17 protein-coding genes are annotated in these 18,654 nt (G+C 73.1%); 12 read left to right on the top strand and 5 right to left on the bottom strand.

The genetic code is table 11. The features are described from left to right. Positions 1 to 28: 28 nt before the first annotated feature. Positions 29 to 2,218, bottom strand: a complete 2,190-nt coding sequence (locus AC1DIW_RS05605) for a hypothetical protein (RefSeq protein WP_478106782.1) — start codon at positions 2,216 to 2,218, stop codon at positions 29 to 31. Between the two features lie 97 nt (positions 2,219 to 2,315). Here AC1DIW_RS05605 and AC1DIW_RS05600 point away from each other — a divergent pair, with 97 nt between their 5' ends. Together AC1DIW_RS05600 and pheA are read left to right on the top strand one after the other, a co-directional pair. Beyond that, positions 2,316 to 2,855 (top strand): DUF4446 family protein, encoded by a 540-nt coding sequence (locus AC1DIW_RS05600; protein WP_478106781.1) that lies wholly within the window; start codon positions 2,316 to 2,318, stop codon positions 2,853 to 2,855. Then, on the top strand, positions 2,852 to 3,799 hold the full coding sequence (gene pheA, locus AC1DIW_RS05595) for a prephenate dehydratase (RefSeq protein ID WP_478106780.1): 948 nt from the start codon (positions 2,852 to 2,854) through the stop codon (positions 3,797 to 3,799). Before AC1DIW_RS05600 ends, pheA begins: the two co-directional genes overlap by 4 nt. A gap of 30 nt (positions 3,800 to 3,829) precedes the next feature. On the opposite strand, the gene AC1DIW_RS05590 is transcribed toward pheA, so the two are convergent. Continuing rightward, positions 3,830 to 4,579 (bottom strand): peptidoglycan-binding domain-containing protein, encoded by a 750-nt coding sequence (locus AC1DIW_RS05590; protein WP_478106779.1) that lies wholly within the window; start codon positions 4,577 to 4,579, stop codon positions 3,830 to 3,832. Between the two features lie 480 nt (positions 4,580 to 5,059). Between AC1DIW_RS05590 and AC1DIW_RS05585 the strand changes: the two genes are divergently transcribed. The 4 genes from AC1DIW_RS05585 to AC1DIW_RS05570 are packed head-to-tail and all read left to right on the top strand — an operon-like array spanning position 5,060 to position 10,364. Continuing rightward, on the top strand, positions 5,060 to 6,622 hold the full coding sequence (locus AC1DIW_RS05585) for a S8/S53 family peptidase (protein ID WP_478106778.1): 1,563 nt from the start codon (positions 5,060 to 5,062) through the stop codon (positions 6,620 to 6,622). After that, positions 6,619 to 7,200, top strand: coding sequence for an RNA polymerase sigma factor (locus tag AC1DIW_RS05580; RefSeq protein ID WP_442278705.1), 582 nt, complete (start codon positions 6,619 to 6,621; stop codon positions 7,198 to 7,200). Before AC1DIW_RS05585 ends, AC1DIW_RS05580 begins: the two co-directional genes overlap by 4 nt. A gap of 1 nt (position 7,201) precedes the next feature. After that, positions 7,202 to 7,699 (top strand): peptidase associated/transthyretin-like domain-containing protein, encoded by a 498-nt coding sequence (locus AC1DIW_RS05575; RefSeq protein WP_442278706.1) that lies wholly within the window; start codon positions 7,202 to 7,204, stop codon positions 7,697 to 7,699. Positions 7,700 to 7,730: 31 nt separating this feature from the next. Beyond that, positions 7,731 to 10,364, top strand: coding sequence for a CHAT domain-containing protein (locus tag AC1DIW_RS05570; RefSeq protein WP_478106777.1), 2,634 nt, complete (start codon positions 7,731 to 7,733; stop codon positions 10,362 to 10,364). An 11-nt stretch (positions 10,365 to 10,375) separates the two neighbouring features. On the opposite strand, the gene AC1DIW_RS05565 is transcribed toward AC1DIW_RS05570, so the two are convergent. After that, positions 10,376 to 11,560, bottom strand: coding sequence for a flavin-containing monooxygenase (locus AC1DIW_RS05565; RefSeq protein WP_478106776.1), 1,185 nt, complete (start codon positions 11,558 to 11,560; stop codon positions 10,376 to 10,378). A gap of 78 nt (positions 11,561 to 11,638) precedes the next feature. Here AC1DIW_RS05565 and AC1DIW_RS05560 point away from each other — a divergent pair, with 78 nt between their 5' ends. Then, positions 11,639 to 12,505, top strand: a complete 867-nt coding sequence (locus AC1DIW_RS05560; RefSeq protein ID WP_442278709.1) for a methyltransferase domain-containing protein — start codon at positions 11,639 to 11,641, stop codon at positions 12,503 to 12,505. Between the two features lie 14 nt (positions 12,506 to 12,519). Here the strand turns inward: AC1DIW_RS05560 and AC1DIW_RS05555 are convergent, their stop codons facing one another. Next, the gene (locus AC1DIW_RS05555) at positions 12,520 to 13,185 is read right to left on the bottom strand and encodes a DUF2461 domain-containing protein (RefSeq protein WP_478106775.1); all 666 of its coding nucleotides are present in this window, start codon (positions 13,183 to 13,185) and stop codon (positions 12,520 to 12,522) included. Between the two features lie 54 nt (positions 13,186 to 13,239). Further along, a complete protein-coding gene (locus AC1DIW_RS05550; protein ID WP_442278711.1) occupies positions 13,240 to 14,340 on the bottom strand; it encodes a diacylglycerol/lipid kinase family protein in 1,101 nt (366 codons plus the stop codon). 79 nt (positions 14,341 to 14,419) lie between these two features. Here AC1DIW_RS05550 and AC1DIW_RS05545 point away from each other — a divergent pair, with 79 nt between their 5' ends. From AC1DIW_RS05545 to AC1DIW_RS05525, 5 genes are all read left to right on the top strand, one after another. Further along, positions 14,420 to 14,968, top strand: a complete 549-nt coding sequence (locus tag AC1DIW_RS05545) for a DinB family protein (protein WP_478106774.1) — start codon at positions 14,420 to 14,422, stop codon at positions 14,966 to 14,968. Beyond that, positions 14,965 to 16,020 carry a Gfo/Idh/MocA family protein gene (locus AC1DIW_RS05540; RefSeq protein WP_478106773.1) on the top strand — a complete coding sequence of 352 codons (1,056 nt, stop codon included), beginning with the start codon at positions 14,965 to 14,967 and terminating at the stop codon, positions 16,018 to 16,020. Before AC1DIW_RS05545 ends, AC1DIW_RS05540 begins: the two co-directional genes overlap by 4 nt. A gap of 121 nt (positions 16,021 to 16,141) precedes the next feature. Beyond that, positions 16,142 to 16,873 carry a DUF998 domain-containing protein gene (locus AC1DIW_RS05535; protein ID WP_478106772.1) on the top strand — a complete coding sequence of 244 codons (732 nt, stop codon included), beginning with the start codon at positions 16,142 to 16,144 and terminating at the stop codon, positions 16,871 to 16,873. A gap of 31 nt (positions 16,874 to 16,904) precedes the next feature. Then, positions 16,905 to 17,276, top strand: coding sequence for a YciI family protein (locus AC1DIW_RS05530; protein WP_478106771.1), 372 nt, complete (start codon positions 16,905 to 16,907; stop codon positions 17,274 to 17,276). 46 nt (positions 17,277 to 17,322) lie between these two features. Continuing rightward, positions 17,323 to 18,624 (top strand): RNA polymerase sigma factor, encoded by a 1,302-nt coding sequence (locus AC1DIW_RS05525; RefSeq protein WP_478106770.1) that lies wholly within the window; start codon positions 17,323 to 17,325, stop codon positions 18,622 to 18,624. Positions 18,625 to 18,654: the final 30 nt, after the last annotated feature.

Here is an 18,654-nt window from a genome sequence, read left to right as displayed (position 1 = left end):
TTGACCGGCTCCATGGCCCCGGAACGGGTCAGAGGTGGCGGTCGCGACGTCGGCGCACCGGCGCGTTGCGTGCCTCGATGGACAGGAAGTGCATGACCGCGGAGACGACGAGCGGCACGGTGAAGATCGCGGCCACCGGCGGGATCGCCGCGCCGGAGTCGTTGGTGAGGAAACCGATGACGGCCATGACGATGACCGAGAGCAGGCCGCGGCGCATGATCGGGGCCTCCTCGAGCAGGCGCCGCAGCGGCTCCGTGCCGAAGGTGCCGGGCCGCAGCACGATGATGACCCCGACGACCATGAGCGCGACGACGAGGACGAGCAGGACCGGCAGGTGCACCGAGAGGGAGACGTTGGCCCACAGCTTGCGGGAGATGACGTCCCAGGCCCCGCCGTCGATGACCGTCTGGAGGAAGCGCCCCGGGTGCGAGCGCTCCGCCTCGGGCCGTCGCCAGTCGAGGTAGCACACGAGTCCGACGACGAGGCCGGCGACGAGCAGGACGATGGAGACGTTGCGCACCGAGGTGCGCCACCCCACGACGCCCATGAGCAGGAAGCCGAGCGCGGGCACCAGCGCGATGGGGCCGCCGAAGTCGGCCCCCCACGCCGGGAGCACGTCGACGGCGAGCGCCACGCCGCCCACGACGACGACGGCGAACACGGCGAGGCGCGGCGCGTTCCGGCGGACGAGCGCGTGCGCGAGGGCAGCGCACAGGAGCAGGACGGCGGCGGCATACAACGCGAAGGCGACGTTGCCCATGCCGTAGAAGCGACCGCCGACGAGCGGTTGGAGCCCGAAGATCGAGGAGATCTGCAGGCGCGACCCCGTGAGCAGGTCGATGCCGATGACCCCCGCGGTGATGGCCGACATCGCCGCCAGCGGACCGAGAGCCGAGCTGCTCCACGGGCCCTTCAGGCAGGCGAGGGCGAGCAGGGCGCTGACGACGAGCACGAGGACGAGGAGCATCGCGACGAGCGCGACGGTGTTCGTCGACGCCCGCCACCACGGCACGAGGTTCGCCAGGAAGGTGGCGGCGGGCATCGCCGCCGAGACGAGCCCCACGAGCCGCGCCAGGCGCAGCACACGCGCCCGCGTGAACCGTCGGTTCCACGGTCGGGCCCGTCGGACGACCAGCCACAGGACGAACATGGCGACGACGGTGCCGGCGAGCCAGAGGATGAGGAAGGGCGCGACGATGCGGTGCATCGCGTCGGCCTTGGTGTCGATGTCGGTGAGCGCCGTGAGCTTGCTGGCGGCGGTCGACTCGCTGTTGTTCGCCGAGGGGACGACGCTCAGGGCCCGGCCGCCGATCTCGGACTTCGCCTCGACGCCTCCACGCTGGAGGATCGTGGCCGTGATGTCGGACAGCTGGGCGACGCCGGTGAGTCGGGTGGAGGCGGACGCGAGCAGACCCGGTCCGTAGTGGGGACCGCTCGCCGTGAGCAGCCGCAGTCGTTCCTGCTGGTCGCGGTCGGCGAGCCCCGCCACCACGAGGTCGGCGCCGCTGGGCATGGCGTCCATGACGAACTCGATGCGGCGCTCGAGGCCGTTGATCCGTTCGAGGTGTCGCGTCGGGTTGGGGTCGGTCGTGTCGATGCCGCCGACGTCCACGATGCTGACCGGGCACTGGGCGAGGTCGGACACGAGGGTGGTCGCCTGGAACGGGGAGTACTTCGCGACCTTGCCGTCGGAGGTCGCGGCGGCGAGGGCGGCCCCCGGTCCGACCGCCTGGATGCACGTCTTCTGGGCCGCGAAGCTGTCGCCGAGCAGGCCCAGCTGGGCCCGGAACTCCGCCTCGCGGGACGCGGTCGCCAGGGCGCTGAAGCCGCTGATCCGGAAGCCGGAGGCGGCGTCGCCCGTGACCGAGGGGAGCGGGGAGCACTGCGGGCGCGCCTCGGTCGTGTCCGGTCCGGCCGCCTCACCGGCGGAGACCGTGGCCCAGCCGTCGGTGGGGCACGTCGTCAGGCGCAGGCTCTTGACCGACACCGAGGCTGCCGAGCCGTCGCGGAGCAGTCCCCAGAGGATCGGGGTGTCCTCGGCCGAGACGTCGTCCCACGACAGGCCCCCGAGCCCCACGACGACGAGCGACTGGCCCGGCTGCGGCGGCGTCGTGGGCGGCACGGGGACGGTGGTGCGCCCGGCATAGGCGAGGGTGAGAGCAGCCACCAGTGCCAGGAGCAGGACGACGAGCGTCTTGACGGGGTGGCGGCGGATCACGGGGGACAGACTACAAACCGGGCCTGTCGGCCCCCGGCACGGTCACGGGCTGGAACCGACGGGCCCCGCGCCACCTGCGCGGCTACCCTTGCCGATCGTGGACGCCTCGACGCTGACGACCCTGGCCATCGTGGCCGTCGCCGTCGCGCTGCTCGCCCTCGCGCTCGCCGTCGCCGCGCAGCAGCGGCTGGCTGGGGTGCGACGCGACTTCGCCGCGCTCGACGACGGCGGACAGACCGACATCGCGCGCGTGGCCGCCACCCAGAACCACCGCATCGACCGACTCACGGCCGAGCTGGCCGCGCTGCGGGAGCACGTCGCGAGCGCGGAGGACGACGTGCGCCAGAGCCTGCGCAACGTCGCCGTCGTGCGCTACGACGCGTTCGGAGACATGGGTGGGCGCCTGTCGTTCTCCGCCGCGATCGTCGACGATCTCGGCGACGGCATCGTCCTCAGCTCGATCCACGCCCGTGGCGAGTCCCGCACGTATGCCAAGGGCATCGTCGGCGGCCGGTCGAGCATCACCCTGACCCCCGAGGAGCAGCAGGCGCTGGCCTCGGCCACCAAGGACGAGCCGGGCTCGAGCCGCTCCGTGCGGCCGGCCGGCCGGCCCGACCTGACGAAGGACGCGTCGTGACGCCGCCCCGCACGCCCGCCGAGCTGCACCGCTTCGGCTACCTCGGTCCCCGCGGCACGTTCACGCAGATGGCGCTCGACGCGTGGGACGCCGCCGAGGGGCGGGATCACCTGCCTTTCGGGTCTGTCGACGCCGCCCTGTCGGCCCTGCGCGCCGGCGACATCGACGCGGCGATGGTGCCGATCGAGAACTCCGTCGAGGGCGGCGTCTCCGCGACCCTCGACTCGCTCGCGACGGGCGAGCCGCTCGTCGTCATCGGCGAGGTGCTCGTCCCCATCACCTTCGTGCTGTGCGCCCGACCGGGTATGCCGCTCGACCGGGTCCGCACCGTCGGCACCCACTCGCACGCCTGGGCCCAGGTGCGGGGCTGGATGAGTGGGCACCTGCCGGGCGCGGAGTACGTCCCGACACTGTCGACGGCGGCGAGCGCGGCGGCACTGGGCCAGCCCGGCGAGGTCATGTTCGACGCCGGGGTGTGTGCTCCCGTCGCCGCGCACAACGAGGGGCTCGAGGTCCTCGCCGAGGACATCGGCGACAACGCGTCGGCCGTCACGCGCTTCGTCCTCGTCGCGCGCCCGGGCACGCTGCCCGAGCCGACCGGCGCCGACAAGACCACCGTCGTGCTCTTCCAGCGCGAGGACCACGCGGGTGGCCTGCTCGAGCTGCTCGAGCAGTTCGCGGTCCGCGGCGTCAACATGACGCGGCTCGAGTCGCGACCGACCGGGGCGGCGATGGGGTCGTACTGCTTCTCCATCGACTTCGAGGGCCACCTCCTCGACGCCCGGGTCGGCGAGACGCTGATGGGTCTGCGCCGGGTCTGCGCCGAGGTGCGCTTCCTCGGGTCCTACCCGCGGGCCGACGGCGGTCGCCCCGACGCGCGTCCAGGCACCTCCGACGAGGACTTCGACCAGGCCCGGGCCTGGCTCGACGACCTGCGGGCCTGAGCCGTCCGACGTCGCGCCCGAACGGCCGGGTCAGCCGATCGTCGCGCCCATCTTGAGCAGGAAGAGCGTCTCCTCGCCGACGACACCGTCGTCCCCGACCCGGTTGGCCTGCTGGAAGCGCTGGACGACCTTCTTGGTCTCAGCGCCGAAGTCGCCGTCGACGGTGATGGTGCCGCCGGCTGCGCGGAGCGCCCGCTGGAGCGTCACGACCTCGGCGCCCTTCGACCCGACCTTGAGGGTCTGGGTGCCGAGCGAGCGTGAGATGAGCAGCACCCACATGCTGGCGTCGATGCGGCCGGGTGCGGGCCGCGGGCCCTCGAAGCTCGCCTCGACCTTCTTGACGGCCGCTCGCGTCTGGGCGCCGTAGACGCCGTCGACGGCCACGGGCCCGTAGGCGCCGTCGTCGAGGAAGCACTGCAGGGTCCGCACCGCCGCCCCCTTCGCGCCGGGCTCGAGCACGGGGTATCCCGGCAGGGTCCGCTCGCACGAGCCCGCCACGCTGCCGGGATCGGTCGTCGGACCCGGGGCCGGCGTCGTCACCGTCGGGGTGGGCACGGTGGTGGTGCGCGTGGCGCTCGCAGTGACGGGCGCGCTCGGCGTCGGCTTCGTCGGGGTGAGCGGGTCGGCCGTGACCGTCGGGATGGGGCCGGTCGTGTCGTCACCGGCCGGTGTGGTCGCCGCGGGGGTCGGCGTCGTCTGCTGCGCCGTCGACGACCCCGTCGCCGTGGTCTGCGGTGCCGTGCTGCACGCCGACAACGTCATGCCCAGGACGACCGCCATTGCGACGGAGGCGAATCCGCCCCGCCGGCTTCCGGTGCTGCGAACGCCTGCCCTGACCTGCATCTGACTCCCCGAACTCACGCGGCGGCCCCGACGTCCGCTCACGTCCGCCCAGTATGCGCCACGGGTGGCGAGCCCAGGGGCGCGACGCGCGGCAACGGCATACGCCCCCGTTCTGCGGTTCGTCCCCTCCTGTGGGCAGGGGGAGGGGGCGCCGGTGCTGCCAGGCCCGACGCCCCACGACGGGACCGCCCCCATGGAAGTCCCGGTCCCTGCAGTCACCGGGCCTGCTGCCCCTCCGCAGCGCCCCCGAGGCACCCGATGACCGTTCCCCTGAACACCCAGAGTCACCGGCTCCCGTGGTGATACATCCCCGGACAAAGAGTTTTCGGAGGGCTGGATGTATCAGGAAACCGCATACGCACACTCAGTCGGGTGTAAGGGTCTTTCAACACCAGCCCGCCCCTCAGGAGGTTGTCGATGTCAGAGTCGGGTCCCGACGTCCCGCAGGGCGCGAACGGCGACGGTGCAGGCGACGGCTCACGTCGCCCCGAGCGACCGCCCGTCCGTGCGCTCGACCCGGCCACGGCGATGCGCCTGACCGACGGCCGCCCGCCCCTTCCCGCGCTCTACCTCTCCGACCGCCTGCTCGTGCGCAGTGCGACGGGTGGCGGACGGCCCCGAGGACTCGACGAGCTGCGCGCGGCCCTCGCCAGGCTCGAGCTCGACTTCCGGGTGACGCCGCGGCCCGACGGGAGCCCGCGTGACCTCGACCAGCCCACGTGGGGCACGAGCATCACGCTGACGCCGACCCGCTCGATCGACCCCGTCGACGCGTGGAGCGTGCTCCAGCGACTGCGCCAGGCCGGAGACCCGGTCGCCGAGCAGCTGAGTCTCGAGCACGTGCTCCGCCCGGCCGGCTACTGGGGTGGCGTGGGCTACTGGGGCGGGGTCGGCTACTGGGGTGGCGTGGGCGGTTACTGGGGCGGCGTGGGTGGCTACTGGGGTGGCGTCGGGGGGTCGGCCCTCCAGGAGTACGCCGTGCCGGGGCGCGGAGGCCGTATGCCGGTCGCCCTCGCGCTGCCCGACCCGCGTCTGCGAGCACGCCCCGTCGATCGCAGACCGGTCGTCGTCGTCCCCGACACGGCGATCGCCGCGCACCCGTGGTTCACGGACGACGAGGGAGTCGTCCGGATGGAGCTCAAGGACGGCCGGCTCGTGCCCCTCCTCACGGGGCCCGGCGAGTCGCCGATCTCGGCGCCGGCGCCGGCCGAGCCCGTCGGGCTGCTCCAGGGACACGCGACGTTCATCGCCGGGCTGGTCCGGCAGGGCTGCCCCGAGGCGACGATCCTGTCGATCCCGGTCATGGGCGACGACGGCGTCGTCGACGAGAGCGTCATGCTCGACGTCCTGCAGGCCCTGCTCGACCGGCACGTGCACGGACAGGAGAACGACGACGCGGCTGAGGTCGTCGACGTGCTGTCCCTGTCGCTCGGCTACTACGCCGAGGACCGCACCTACACGTCCGGACCCGTAGCCGACCTGCTCGACCGGTTCGCCGACAACGGGGTCCTCGTGGTCGCCGGCGTCGGCAACGACGGCACCGACGCGCCCTTCGTCCCGGCAGCGCTCGCGGCCGCCCCTCCGCAGCGGATCACCCGGGCGTCGGTGCCGCCGCTCGCCAGCGTCGGCGCGACCAACCCCGACGGCACGACCGTGGCGCTCTTCTCCAACAACCTCACGGTCGTCAGCGCGGTGCGCTCCGGGGTCTCCGTCGTCAGCACCCTGCCCCTCACGAACGGCATGGGTCAGCCCTCGGCCCAGGACTCGTCCGACGGCACGGTCCGCTGCACGGTCGACCCGGACGACTACACGGGGGGTTTCGGCGTGTGGAGCGGCACGTCGTTCGCCACTCCGGTCTTCGCGGCCGAGCTGGCTGCGGCCCTCATCGACGAGGGCGGCCTCACCGACGTCTCGTCGTCCACCATGCGCAAACGGGCCATCCGGGCGCTGCGCACCTGCATCGCGAGGACGCGGTCATGACACCCACCCCCACCGCACCCGACGGCCTCGGGACCCTCGCTGGTCAAGCGTTCTCCGCCTACCGCGCTGGTGACCGGGAGCGGCTCTCGGAGCTTGTCGACCTCGTGACGCCCGTGCTGTGGAACGCTGCGCGTTCCCAGGGCGGCGCGCCGGCGACGTGCGAGGACGCCATCCAGACCGCCTTCCTCCAGCTCGTCGACCGGGCCGACTCGATCAACGAGCCGGCGGCGGTGCTCGGCTGGCTCGTCGTCGTCGTCAAGCGCGAGGTCTGGCGCCTGGCGCGCGGGGCCCGGCGCGAGCTCGGCGTCGAGGAGGTGCCGGAGCCACCGGCGCAACAGCTCGACCCCGAGGCGCAGTCGATCCTCTCCGAGCGCCAGCGCGTGCTGTGGAGGCACGTCTCGACCCTCACCCCGCGGTGCCAGGAGCTGCTCCGGGTCATCGCGTTCGCCGACCGTCCTGACTATGCCGCCATCGCGGAGTCGTTGGGCATGCCCGTCGGCAGCATCGGCCCGACCCGCGGCCGCTGCCTCCAGAAGCTGAGGACCACCCTCGGCTCCGACCCCGGATGGGCGGTCTGACATGACATCGCACACGGACGCCATCGATGCCCGCGACATCGCCAACCTGGGCCACGTGCGGGACCTCTTCGGTCACGCCGACCCCGTGCCGAGCGACCTCGCCGAGCGGGTCAAGTTCGCGATCACGGTGCACGCGCTGCACGCCGAGGTCGCCGAGCTGATGGACTCCGCGCTGCTGACGACGCGGGGCGCGGAGGTCACGGTCGAGCCGACTCCCACGGAGTCGGTGACCTTCACGGCTGCCTCGCTGAGCCTCATGGTCTCGGCCGGCCCGATGGACTCCGACGAGCTCGAGGACCGCGTCCGCGTCGATGGCTGGGTCACGACACCCGGCGCCCGGGTCCAGGCCGTGACGGCGGAGGGGAGCAGCTCGGTGATTTCGGATGCGAACGGCCGCTTCGTTCTGGATGATCTACCCCATGGGCCGGTGCACTTCGTCGTGACCGACCCGGGCAACGAGGACACGAGACCGGTCATCACCCCGACGATCCAGATCTGACGATCCCGACACACGTGGTGACCGGCCCTGAGTGAGAGGCCGGGCGGGAGCCATCGATCTGCTCGACAGTGCCCGCGCCCTGCGCGAGCAGGGCGCCGCGGACAACATGGCCGGGAGGCCGGTCGACGCCGCGCGCTCGCTGACGGCGGCACTGGACGAGATCGACCGGGTGGCCGGATCGGCTCCCTCGGCTGAGCGGCTGGAGCTGCGCTGCAAGACGCTCATCACGCTGGCCCTGACCGAGTTCATGCTGTCGGGGCTCGAGACGGCGTCAGCGCGGCTCGCGGAGGCCGAGGAGCTCGTCGAGGACCTCGGCGACGACCGGCTCCGGGCGCGCCTGGACTACCAGCGCGCCAACATCCACGGCCGCGTCGGTGACCTCGCCTCGGCCTGGGACGGACTCGAGGGGGCCGTGCGCCGGCTCGATGCCTTCACCGAGCGCGAGCAGTGCTCGGTGCACCTGAGCCGGGGGATGCTGGCCTTCGAGCTGCTGCGGCCGCAGAAGGCGCTCGAGTCGTTCGCGGAGGCGGCGCGCCTCGCGCACCAGCTGGGAGGGGCCGAGCAGGAGTTCATGGCTCGTCACAACGAGGGGTATGCGGCATACCTCCTCGGTGACATCCCGCGGTCGCTGGCCGGCATGGCTCGCGCCCAGGAGCTCGAGGCCGACGTCTTCAAGGGGCCGGCACGGCTGGACCGCGCCCAGGTCCTGCTCGAGGCCGGGCTCGTGAAGGAGGCCGTGGAGGCACTGCACGCGGGACTTGCCGAGCTCGCCGGCGACGGGCACGACCAGATGCGAGCGGAGTTCGAGCTCGCCCTGGCCCGCGCCCACCGGCTCCTCGGGCACCTGGACCTCGCCACGGGTGCCGCGGTGTCGGCCCGCGAGACCTACGGGCGCATCGGGGCGACCGCGTGGGCCGCCAAGGCGAGACTCGTCGAGCTGCTCGTGGACCTCGACCGGCAGCGGAGGACGCGTCGCGCGCAGGGACAGCCAGAGGCCGAGCCGGTCCCGCCTCTCGTGGGGGACACTACGGGCGACACCACGGGCGCTCTCGCTGCGGCCGCGACGGCCGACGAGCTCACCGAGACGGCGGCGGAGCTCGGAGACCCGGAGCTCGCTGACAGCGCTCGCGTCGTCGCGGCGCAGGCGCTCCTGCTCGCCGGGGACGCGGCGGCCGCGAACACCCGCCTGCTCAGCCTCGAGCGGGTCTCGACCGGCTCGCTGTCCGACGAGCTCGACGCGGCGGTCGTGACGGCGATGACGCTCGTGGCCACGGGCGACGTCACCCCGGCCCGGCGCATCCTCGTGCGGGCGTCCCGCCGGCTCGCGGCCGGCCAGCAGGGCAGCGCGAGCCTCGACCTGCGCACGGCTCGCGCGGTGCACGGCGCCCGGTTGTCCGAGCTGGACCTCGAGCTCGCCGTGCCGCGCGGCAGCGCCTCAGTGCTGGAGGCCCTCGAACGGTGGCGCAGCGCGACGGATCGGCTCCCGTCCCTCGGGCGACCCGACGACGAGCAGCTCGCCCAGCTCACGGAACAGCTGCGGTCCGTACGCGGCCACCTGCGCGGTGAGAACGACCCCGCGCAGGTCCGGGAGCTGCACGACCACGCCTCGCGCCTCGAACGGCAGATCCGCGACCGTGACTGGGCCCTGAGCCGCACCGTCGGGACGACCCGTGCTGCCCCGGTGCGGGTGCGCGAGGCTCGCGAGCACCTCGGGCGGGTCGACCGCGACCTCGTGTGGTTCTTCCGGCACCGCGGCCGCATCGGTGCGGTCGGCATCGTGGGCGGCCGGGCGACCATGCGGGAGCTCATGGCGGCCGACCGCGCCGCCGAGCTGGCCCAGCGCGTACGCGTCGACCTCCGTGCTGCCGCCACGCACCACCTCGGTCCGCTCGCGGGAGCCGTCTGGTCCTCGCTTCGGGCGAGCGCGGCCGAGCTCGACGATGCCCTGCTTCGGCCGTGGCGTTCCGACCGCGGGCTCGTCGTCGTGACCTGTCCCGAGCTCTCAGCGCTCCCGTGGGCGCTGCTGCCCTCCATGGTCGGGCGGCCGTTCACCGTTGCCTTGTCGCTGACCTCCTTCGCGCGGCGGGGTGTCGCACGTGACGACGCGCCCGGTGCCTCCGGTGCCTCCGAGGTCCACGTCAGCGTCGGCCCTTCCGTGCCGCGCGCGTCGAGCGAGGGTCGGGCGATCGTCGGCACGTGGGGCGACGGGGCCCGCCTCGTGGAGCCCTCCCGGCGGGACGAACTCGTCGGTGCCCTGTCCCGGCCCGGCGTCGTCCACGTCGCCGCCCACGGCACGCACCAGGTCGAGTCGCCCCTGTTCTCGTCGCTCGTGCTCCACGACGGGCCGGTCTTCGCCCACGAACTGCAGCCCACCGGCGTGTGCGCCGACCACGTGGTGCTCTCGGCGTGCGAGGTCGGCCTGACGTCTGCTCGCCCCGGTCACGAGTCCCTCGGTCTCGCCGTGTCGCTGCTCTCCCTCGGGGCGCGGTCAGTCGTCGCGGCGGTCTCGCCCGTGCCCGACGATGTCGCGGCGTCCACGATGACGCGACACCACGAGCTGCTGGCGTCCGGCCTGCCGAGCGACGAGGCGCTCGCCCGCGCCGTCGCCGAGACCGACGACGTCGCCGCCGCCTTCCTCAACCTCGGCGGCCAGCACCGCCCCTGAGTAGTCCCGGGTCAGGCGGCCTGGCGGCGCAGGGCCTTGATCTCCTGGCGCTTGCGCAGGGCCATGGCGAGGGCGATCTTGCGGGCATCGATCGAGATCTCCCGCAGCATCCCGGAGATGGGGTTGGTGTAGCCGGTGAACCAGAGCCCCTTCGCGCCCCGCGCCGTGCGTCCCCCGCGCTCGACGGGGCGGCCCTTGTCGTCGAGGACGCCGAGGTGGCCGATGAGCGGCGCGAGTCCCTGGGCGTACCCGGTCGCGAGGACGACGAGGTCGGGCCGAAGGCGCGTGCCGTCCGCGAGCACGACGCTGTCGCGGTCGAACTCGCGGAGCGCGGCGACCGGCTCGACCGCCCCGGACCGGATCGCGTCGATGATGCCGACGTCCTGCACCGGGATCGCGTTGTCGCGCTCGACGCGGGTCAGCAGGCCGGTGTCCGGGCGCGGCAGCCCCTGCGCCGACAGGTCCGGGGTCTGGATGCGCTCCACGACCGGCGCGACCCGGTCGACGAGGGCCGTGGGCAGATGGCGCACGGCGATGCCGGTGTACTGCGCGGCATACGGCCCGGTGTTGCGGCGCAGGATGTGCGGCACGGTGCGGACGGCCAGGCGCACGCGCGCAGCGCCGTGCTCGACGAGGTCGACGGCGAGCTCGGTGCCGGTGTTGCCCGTGCCGACGACGAGGACGTCCTTGCCGGCGTGTGCCGACCCGTTGCGGTAGTCGCGGGCCATCACGACCTCACCGGAATAGTCCTGCAGCCCAGGCGTATCCGGCTCGCGCGGTGTGTGGTTGAACCCGGTCGCGACGACGGCGTACGGGGCGGTCAGGGTCGTCCCGTCCGCGAGGGTGAGGGTCCACGAGTCGCCGTCCGAGGACCGGTCGACACGGCGCACCTCGGTGTTCAGGCGGACATCGAGTCGGTGGTGGGCGGCATACAGCTCGAGGTAGCGCACGACGTCGTCGCGAGAGACCCAGCGGCCCATCTCCTTGGGGATGGGGAAGCCGGGCAGGCCGGAGAGCTCACGCGGCGTGTGCAGGTGCAGGCGGTCGTAGTGCCCGCGCCACGACGTGCCGACGCCGTTGCTCCGTTCGAGGACGACGCCGTGCAACCCACGGGCCTCGAGGGCGGCGGCCGTGGCCAGCCCGCCCGGGCCGGCACCGATGATGTACGCGTCGACCGGGACGCTGCGCTGGGTCACCGGGCCAACGTAGCGCCCACCCCGACGGTTATCCGCAAACGGGGCTTCGACCCGGGGGCCGAGCAGCATGCTGGAGGCGTGACCCCTTCGTCGGTCCCGACTCCTCACCAGGAAGGGTCGGGAGCCGCGCCGAGCATGTTCACGCGCGAGCGGATCGGTGAGGGCGGCGCGGCCCGCGTCGCCACCCTCGTCGCGCTCCTCGACGCGCAGGAGCAGCAGCCGGCGGTCCGCCGGCTGCGCGACTGGGCCTTCGAAGCCCTCGCGCCTCAGCCGGGGGAGTCCGTCGTCGACGTCGGCGCCGGCACCGGCACCGAGCTGCGGCGCCTCGCCGAGGCGGTGGCCCCCGACGGGCGTGCGGTGGGCATCGAGCCGAACCCGGGCCTCCGGGAGGAGGGGTCGCGCCGGGCGGCCCTGACCGGGTCGGCCGCGACCCTCATGGACGGGGACGCCGCGGACCTGCCCTTCGCCGACGGCGCCGTCCACGTGCTGCGGTGCGAACGCGTCTTCCAGCACCTCCCCGACCCGCAGGCCGCGGCCCACGAGTTCGCGCGCGTCCTCGCACCCGACGGACGGGTGGCCGTGCTGGACAGCGACTGGGGGACCGTCATCAGCCACCCCGGCGACCCCGACCTCGTCCGCCGCTACGCCGAGGCGAACTGGCGGCGCATGGCCAACCCGTTCGCGGCCCGGCACCTGCCGAGCCAGCTCCGCGTCGCGGGGCTGGTCGTCGACGACGACATCGGCTCGGCAGCGCTCGTCATGCCGCCGCGTGCCCTGCTCGGCAGCGGTCTGATCCACCGCAACGCCGATGCCGCGGTGGAGGAGGGGGCACTGTCCCGCGCGGAGGCCGACCAGTTCCTGGCCGATGCGATGGCAGCCGCCAGCGCTGGGACGGCGTTCTTCTCCGTGACGATGTTCGGCGTCGTCGCGCGCAAGGTCGGATGACCCGAGCGAACACCTCAGTGGAGGCGGACCGGCACGTCGGCGCCGACGTGCTCCTCCAGCCAGGCCGTCAGCGGGCGCACCGAGCGCCAGGTGTTGCGAACCTCGGTCAAGGCCCGCTTCGTGCCGAGCCAGGCCGGCGCGCCGAAGTCGTGCATGACCATGAGCTCCTTGTGACGCAGCGTCTCGATGCGCGGGTGGTCGGCGGCATACCCCCTCGGTGTCGTCTTCACCTGCTCGCCGAGCACGTCGAAACGCTTGCCGCGCAGGGCGGCCAGGATGGACTCGAGCTCCAAACCGCTCGACGGCGCGTCGACGGCGGCGCGGAAGCGCGCGGTCTGTGCGGGGCTCGCCGCACGGAAGCCGCCACCGGCCCGCAGGCCGTCCGCACTCACCTGCACGTAGTAGCCGAGGACCGTGCCGGATCCGACGAGCGCACCCTGGTGCGTCTTGTAGGGCGACTTGTCGGCGCTGAAGCGCACGTCGCGGTTCGGCCGGAAGAGCTTGGCCTCACCGAACTCCTCCTCGAGGCCGTCGAGGAGGGCGAGCATCGGCTCACGGACGTCGCGCTCGTAGACGTCCTTGTGGGCGAGCCACCAGTCCCGGGAGTTGCGGTCCTCGAGCTCGGCATAGAACGACAGGGCACCGGCCGGGAAGCCGGAGAAGGAGGCTGGCGTGCTCATGTGGCAACTCTGGCACCGACGGCAGGTGGTCGGGCAAGCACGCCGCTCTGGCCGCTACTGGCTGACGCGCACCGTGAGGCAGCCGGGACGCACCGTGGCACTGACCTCGCTCGCCTCGCCGATGACGTCACCGTCGATCTGGACGGGGACCGGACGGTCGGTGCGCACCCGGACCTCCTTGCACGCCTTGTGGTCGAGGGTCGGGTGACCCTTGCGCTGACGGGTGGCGACGCGGGTCGCGACCGGCACCCAGCCGACGACGCCACGCGGTGACGCGATGACCGCGTCGAGCTGTCCGTCGTCGACGCGCGCGTTCGGCATGAGCACGAGACCGCCGAGGAGACGTCCGCAGTTGCCGATGACGACCATGCGGGCACGGCGGCGGAACTCGAGCTCGTCGTCGACCTTGACGGAGATGCGGAACTCGGGCGACACGAGGTGCTTGAGCCCGGAGACCATGTATGCCGGCCAGCCCACCTTGGCCTTGAGGTTCTCGTTGGTGCCGGCCATGATCTGCGCGTCCATCCCGATGCCGGCCATGACGAGGAAGGAGTGGGTCTCGGGGTCGCCCGACTCGTCGGGGGCGTCGTCCATCGGCGCCGCGCCGATGACGAGCTCGCCGACGTCGATGCGGCGGTTGCGGCCCGTCAGGGCGACGGTGACGGCCGTCTCGAGCGCGACGGGCAGGTCGAGGTTGCGGGCCAGCAGGTTGCCGGTTCCCGCGGGCAGGATGCCGAGAGCCGTCTCGGTGCCGACGAGCGCGCCGGCGACGTTGCGCACCGTGCCGTCGCCGCCGAGGGTGCAGACGATGTCGGCGCCGTCACGCACGGCCTGCGCGGCCTGCCCCTGGCCGGGGTCCTCCATGGTCGTCTCGTAGAAGAGCGGCTCGCCCCAGCCGTTCGCGAGACACGCGGCAGTGATCCGCGCGCGCACCGCGGGCAGGTCGGGGAACTTCGTGGGGTTGATGACGACGCCGGCGCGCTTGAGCGGCGCCGGCGCCTCGTCGCCGGCCCGGAAGTGGTCCCGGTGAGGGCGCGGGCGGCGTCGTCGCGTCGCGGTCGCCTCGGGCACGACGCGGGTCAGGACCAGCCCTCCGACCACCAGCGCCAGCACGACGAGGCCGGCGATGATCCACGGCAGGTAGTCCTTGAGCACGAAGACATACGGTATCCCGAGCGTGAACGGGTCCTGAACAGACGTCGGAAACGCCCGCGGCTCCCCATACCCTGAGCGCATGAGCGAGCCGATCACCGACCCCGGGCCCTCGACGCCCGACGACGCGGACTGGACGTGGGTCCTGACCCGGCCGTGCCCCGACTGCGGCTTCGACGCCACGGCCACCGATCCCGCCGACGTCCCCGCGATCCTCCGCGACGCCGGGAAGAGGTATGCCGCGGCGCTGCGCCGCGACGACGTGCGCGCCCGCCCGGCCGAGGGCGTGTGGTCGCCGCTCGAGTACGTCTGCCACGTGCGCGACGTCTGCGACGTCATGCGCGCGAGGCTCGAGCAGATCCTCGGTGCCGGTGGCTCCCTCGTGCACTTCGCCAACTGGGACCAGGACGAGACGGCCCTCGAGCGGCAGTACTGGCGGTGCGACCCGGACGTCGTGGCACGCGAGGTCACGGTCGCGTTCGAGAGGGCGGCGACGGCATACGCCCTCCCGACGGGTACGCAGTGGGAGTGGCCGGCCCTGCGCAGCAACGGGTCGACGTTCACGGCCCGCACGCTCTCGCTCTACTTCGCCCACGACATCCGCCACCACCTCTGGGACGTGATCGCATGACCCTGCCCATCGACGTCGCCCTCCGGCTGCCCGAGCCGCGCACGCCCGACCCGCACGACGCGCCGGCCATCCGCTGGGGCGTCCTGGCGCCCGGAGGGATCGCGCACGCCTTCGCCGACGCCGTCGCGGTCGGCACGGCCTCCTCGGTCGTCGCCGTCGGCTCGCGCAGCCGTGAGCGCGCCCAGGACTTCGCCGACGAGTTCGCGATCCCGCGCGCCTACGGCTCCTACGAGGAGCTCGTCGCCGACACGGAGGTCGACGCGATCTACGTCGCGTCGCCGCACTCCGAGCACCGCGACCACGCACTGCTCGCCCTCGAGGTCGGCAAGCCGGTCCTCGTCGAGAAGGCCTTCACGCGCAGCGCCGCCGAGGCCCGCGAGGTGCTCGCGGCCGCCGACCGGCAGGGGCTGCTCGTCGTCGAGGCCATGTGGAGCCGCTTCCTGCCGCACTACGACGTCGTGCGCCACGTCGTCGAGACCGGCCTCATCGGCGGGCTCGTCGGCGTCTTCGCCGACCACGGTCAGCGGCTCTACCCCGACGGCCCGGCCCGGCTCTCGCAGCCGGAGCTCGCGGGCGGGGCGCTGCTCGACCTCGGCGTCTACCCCGTGTCGTTCGCCGACCTCGTGCTCGGCGCCCCGACGTCCGTGTCGGCGGCCGGCACGCTGACCGACCTCGGCGTCGATGCCACGACGACCATCACGGTCACCGGAGCCGGGGGAGGCCACGGCGTCCTGTCCTGCACGATGGCCGGCGTGACGCCGTGCACCGCCGTCGTCGCGGGCACCGAGGCGCGGCTCGAGCTGTCCGGCACGTTCTACGGCGCCGGCTCGACGATCCGGCTCGTGAGCCGCACCAACGAGGTCCTCGACGAGCGGCCAGGCGGGCTCACCGACGACGTGCGCGGCTTCTCCTACGAGGCGGCCGAGTTCGCCCGCTGCCTCGTCGCCGGCGAGACCGAGTCACCGCTCCTGCCGCACGCGACGACGCTGCGCGTCATGGAGACGATGGACGACGTACGCCGTCAGACCGGGGTCGTCTACCCCGGGGAGTGATGCCGGGGTCGGGCCGTCCGGAAACTTCTTCGTCGCGGATGTCGATCGGGGGTCGTCCCACTCGTGGAAGGGGTGACGGCGCACGGCACCAGGCCGGCGCCCCCTGACCCGGGAGGGCACCATGACCACCACCGAATCTCGACACACCCAGACCGGCACCATCCCCAGCGTGGCCAAGTGCGGCGACGGGTGGACGCCGATGCACGTCACCCGCAGCCTGCTCGGCTGGGGCGCCGTCGCTGGTCCGTTCTACGTCCTCGTCTCGCTGGGCCAGGCCGTCACCCGCCCGGGATTCGACCTCACCCGCCACGAGTGGAGCCTCCTCGAGAACGGCGACCTCGGCTGGGTGCAGGTCAGCAACTTCGTCCTCACCGGCCTGATGCTGCTCGCCTTCGCGGTCGGTCTGCGGCGCGCGCTTGCGGGTGGGCCTGGCGACCGGTGGGCTCCACGGCTCACCAGCGTCTTCGGCGCCGGTCTCGTGGCTGCCGGCCTCCTGCGTGCGGACCCGGCGCTCGGCTTCCCTGTCGGGACGCCGGAGGGCGTCGGCGTCGTGACCGCCCACGGCATCGGGCACTTCGCGGCCGCAGGCGTCGGCTTCGTCGCGATCGCAGCCGCGTGCTTCGTGCTCGGGCGTCGGTTCAGGGCCGAGGGCGGACGTCGGGTCTCCCTCTTCTCGCGAGTGACCGGTGTCGTCTTCATCGGCGGCTTCCTCTGCGTGGCCTCCGGCGCGGGTAGCGTCGCAGCCAACCTGCTCTTCACCGGTGCGGTGGTCCTCGTCTTCTCCTGGCTCGCCGTCGTCGCCGTCCACCTCTACCGCTCGCTCGCCGACGGACCCGCACCCACGCGGTCCTGACCGACCAGACCCAGACGACAAGGAGATTCCCATGCGTTACATCAGCGTCCTCAAGGGCACCCAGCCAGCCGGTCCGCCGCCCGACGGTCTCATGGCGGCGATCATGAACCTCGGCGGCGAGGCCACGGCGTCGGGTGCGCTGCTCGACAACGCCGGCCTGGCGCCCAGCGCCGCAGGTGCGCGCGTCACCGTCGCCGGAGGTGAGCTGTCCGTCATGGACGGCCCGTTCACGGAAGCCAAGGAATACATCTCGTATGCCGTCTACGACGTGCGCTCCAAGGAGGAGGCCGTCGAGTGGACGTCGCGCTTCATGCAGCTCCACGCCGACCTGTGGCCCGGATGGCAGGGCGAGTCGGACGTCATCAAGATCATGGGGCCGGAGGATTTCGGACCGCCGCAGTGACGTCAGCTCGTCCGTTCGGGGTGGGTCCGCGGCCTAGGGTCGAGGGGTGACGGACGCGTCGGGCCAGACCGGGGGTGAGGCTGCCGCGCGGCGCGCCGTCGAGGCGGTCTGGCGCATCGAGTCCGGTCGCCTCATCGCGAGCCTTGCCCGCGTGACCGGCGATGTGGCGCTCGCGGAGGACAGCGCCCAGGAGGCGCTGGTCGCGGCGCTCGAGCAGTGGCCGGCTTCCGGCATCCCACCCAACCCGGGGGGCTGGCTCATGACGACCGCCAGGCGTCGGGCCATCGACGCCCACCGTCGCACGGCGACCCACGAGCGCAAGGTTGCCGTCCTCGCGCGGGACCTCACGGCCGATGAGTCCGGCGTCGACTCGGACGGCCACGTCGACGCCCTGGACGACCACATCGGTGACGACCTGCTGCGACTCGTCCTCACCGCGTGCCACCCGGTGCTGTCGCTCGAGTCGCGGGTCGCCCTGACGCTGCGCTGCCTCGCCGGGCTGTCGACAGACGAGATCGCCCGAGCCTTCCTCGTCCCCGAGGCGACCATGGCTCAGCGCATCGTTCGCGCCAAGAAGACATTGAGCGACAAGCAGATCCGCTTCGAGCTGCCGTCACGCGACGAGCTCGCCACTCGTCTCTCGTCCGTCCTCGAGGTCGTCTACCTCGTCTACAACGAGGGGTATGCCGCCACGGCCGGAGAGGACTGGGTGCGGCCTGCGCTCTGCCAGGAGGCGATGCGCCTCGGCCGTCTCCTCGCCGTCCTCACGCCCGAGGAACCGGAGGTGCACGGCCTGCTGGCGCTCATGGAGCTGCAGGCATCGCGACTGCCGGCCCGCGTCGGTCAGGGGGGAGAGCCGGTGCTGCTACCCGACCAGGACCGCCGCCGGTGGGACCGGCTCCTCATCAGGCGCGGCCTTGCCTCCCTCAGGCGCGCCGAGGAGTTCGAGCGGCCGCTCGGGCCCTACACGGTCCAGGCCGGGATTGCCGCGTGCCATGCGCGCGCCCTGAGCGCAGAGGACACGGACTGGAGGCGCGTCGCGGATCTCTACGCCGTGCTCGCCGCCATCTGGCCGTCTCCGGTTGTCGAGGTGAACCGCGCAGTCGCCGTGGGCTTCTCGTCAGGGCCAGACGCGGGGCTCGCGATCATCGACGCGGTCGTGGCTTCGGGGCGTCTTGCGGGCTACCCGCACCTGCACGCGGTGCGCGGCGACCTGCTCGACCGCGGCGGACGGCATACGGAAGCGGGCGACGCGTTCGAGCGTGCGGCCGGGCTGACACGGAGCGAGGCTGAACGGACCATGTTCAGCGGGCGGGCCTCGGCTGCCCGCGACCACGGCCGCCCCTGACGGGGAGTCCACCAGGCGCGGGCACGCGAC

The sequence above is a fragment of the Terrabacter sp. 01T434 genome (assembly GCF_056398545.1).
Note: the sequence above shows the minus strand (reverse complement) of the source record. Positions and strands in the feature narration are given on the sequence as shown.

What these genes read in the sequence shown, in the direction of transcription:
- AC1DIW_RS05535 (WP_478106772.1), top strand. Translation starts at nt 16,142, where the DNA reads ATGACCACCACCGAATCTCGACACACCCAGACCGGCACCATCCCCAGC.
- AC1DIW_RS05580 (WP_442278705.1), top strand. Translation starts at nt 6,619, where the DNA reads ATGACACCCACCCCCACCGCACCCGACGGCCTCGGGACCCTCGCTGGT.
- AC1DIW_RS05540 (WP_478106773.1), top strand. Translation starts at nt 14,965, where the DNA reads ATGACCCTGCCCATCGACGTCGCCCTCCGGCTGCCCGAGCCGCGCACG.
- AC1DIW_RS05530 (WP_478106771.1), top strand. Translation starts at nt 16,905, where the DNA reads ATGCGTTACATCAGCGTCCTCAAGGGCACCCAGCCAGCCGGTCCGCCG.
- AC1DIW_RS05545 (WP_478106774.1), top strand. Translation starts at nt 14,420, where the DNA reads ATGAGCGAGCCGATCACCGACCCCGGGCCCTCGACGCCCGACGACGCG.
- AC1DIW_RS05585 (WP_478106778.1), top strand. Translation starts at nt 5,060, where the DNA reads ATGTCAGAGTCGGGTCCCGACGTCCCGCAGGGCGCGAACGGCGACGGT.
- AC1DIW_RS05575 (WP_442278706.1), top strand. Translation starts at nt 7,202, where the DNA reads ATGACATCGCACACGGACGCCATCGATGCCCGCGACATCGCCAACCTG.
- AC1DIW_RS05555 (WP_478106775.1), bottom strand. Translation starts at nt 13,185, where the DNA reads ATGAGCACGCCAGCCTCCTTCTCCGGCTTCCCGGCCGGTGCCCTGTCG.
- AC1DIW_RS05590 (WP_478106779.1), bottom strand. Translation starts at nt 4,579, where the DNA reads ATGGCGGTCGTCCTGGGCATGACGTTGTCGGCGTGCAGCACGGCACCG.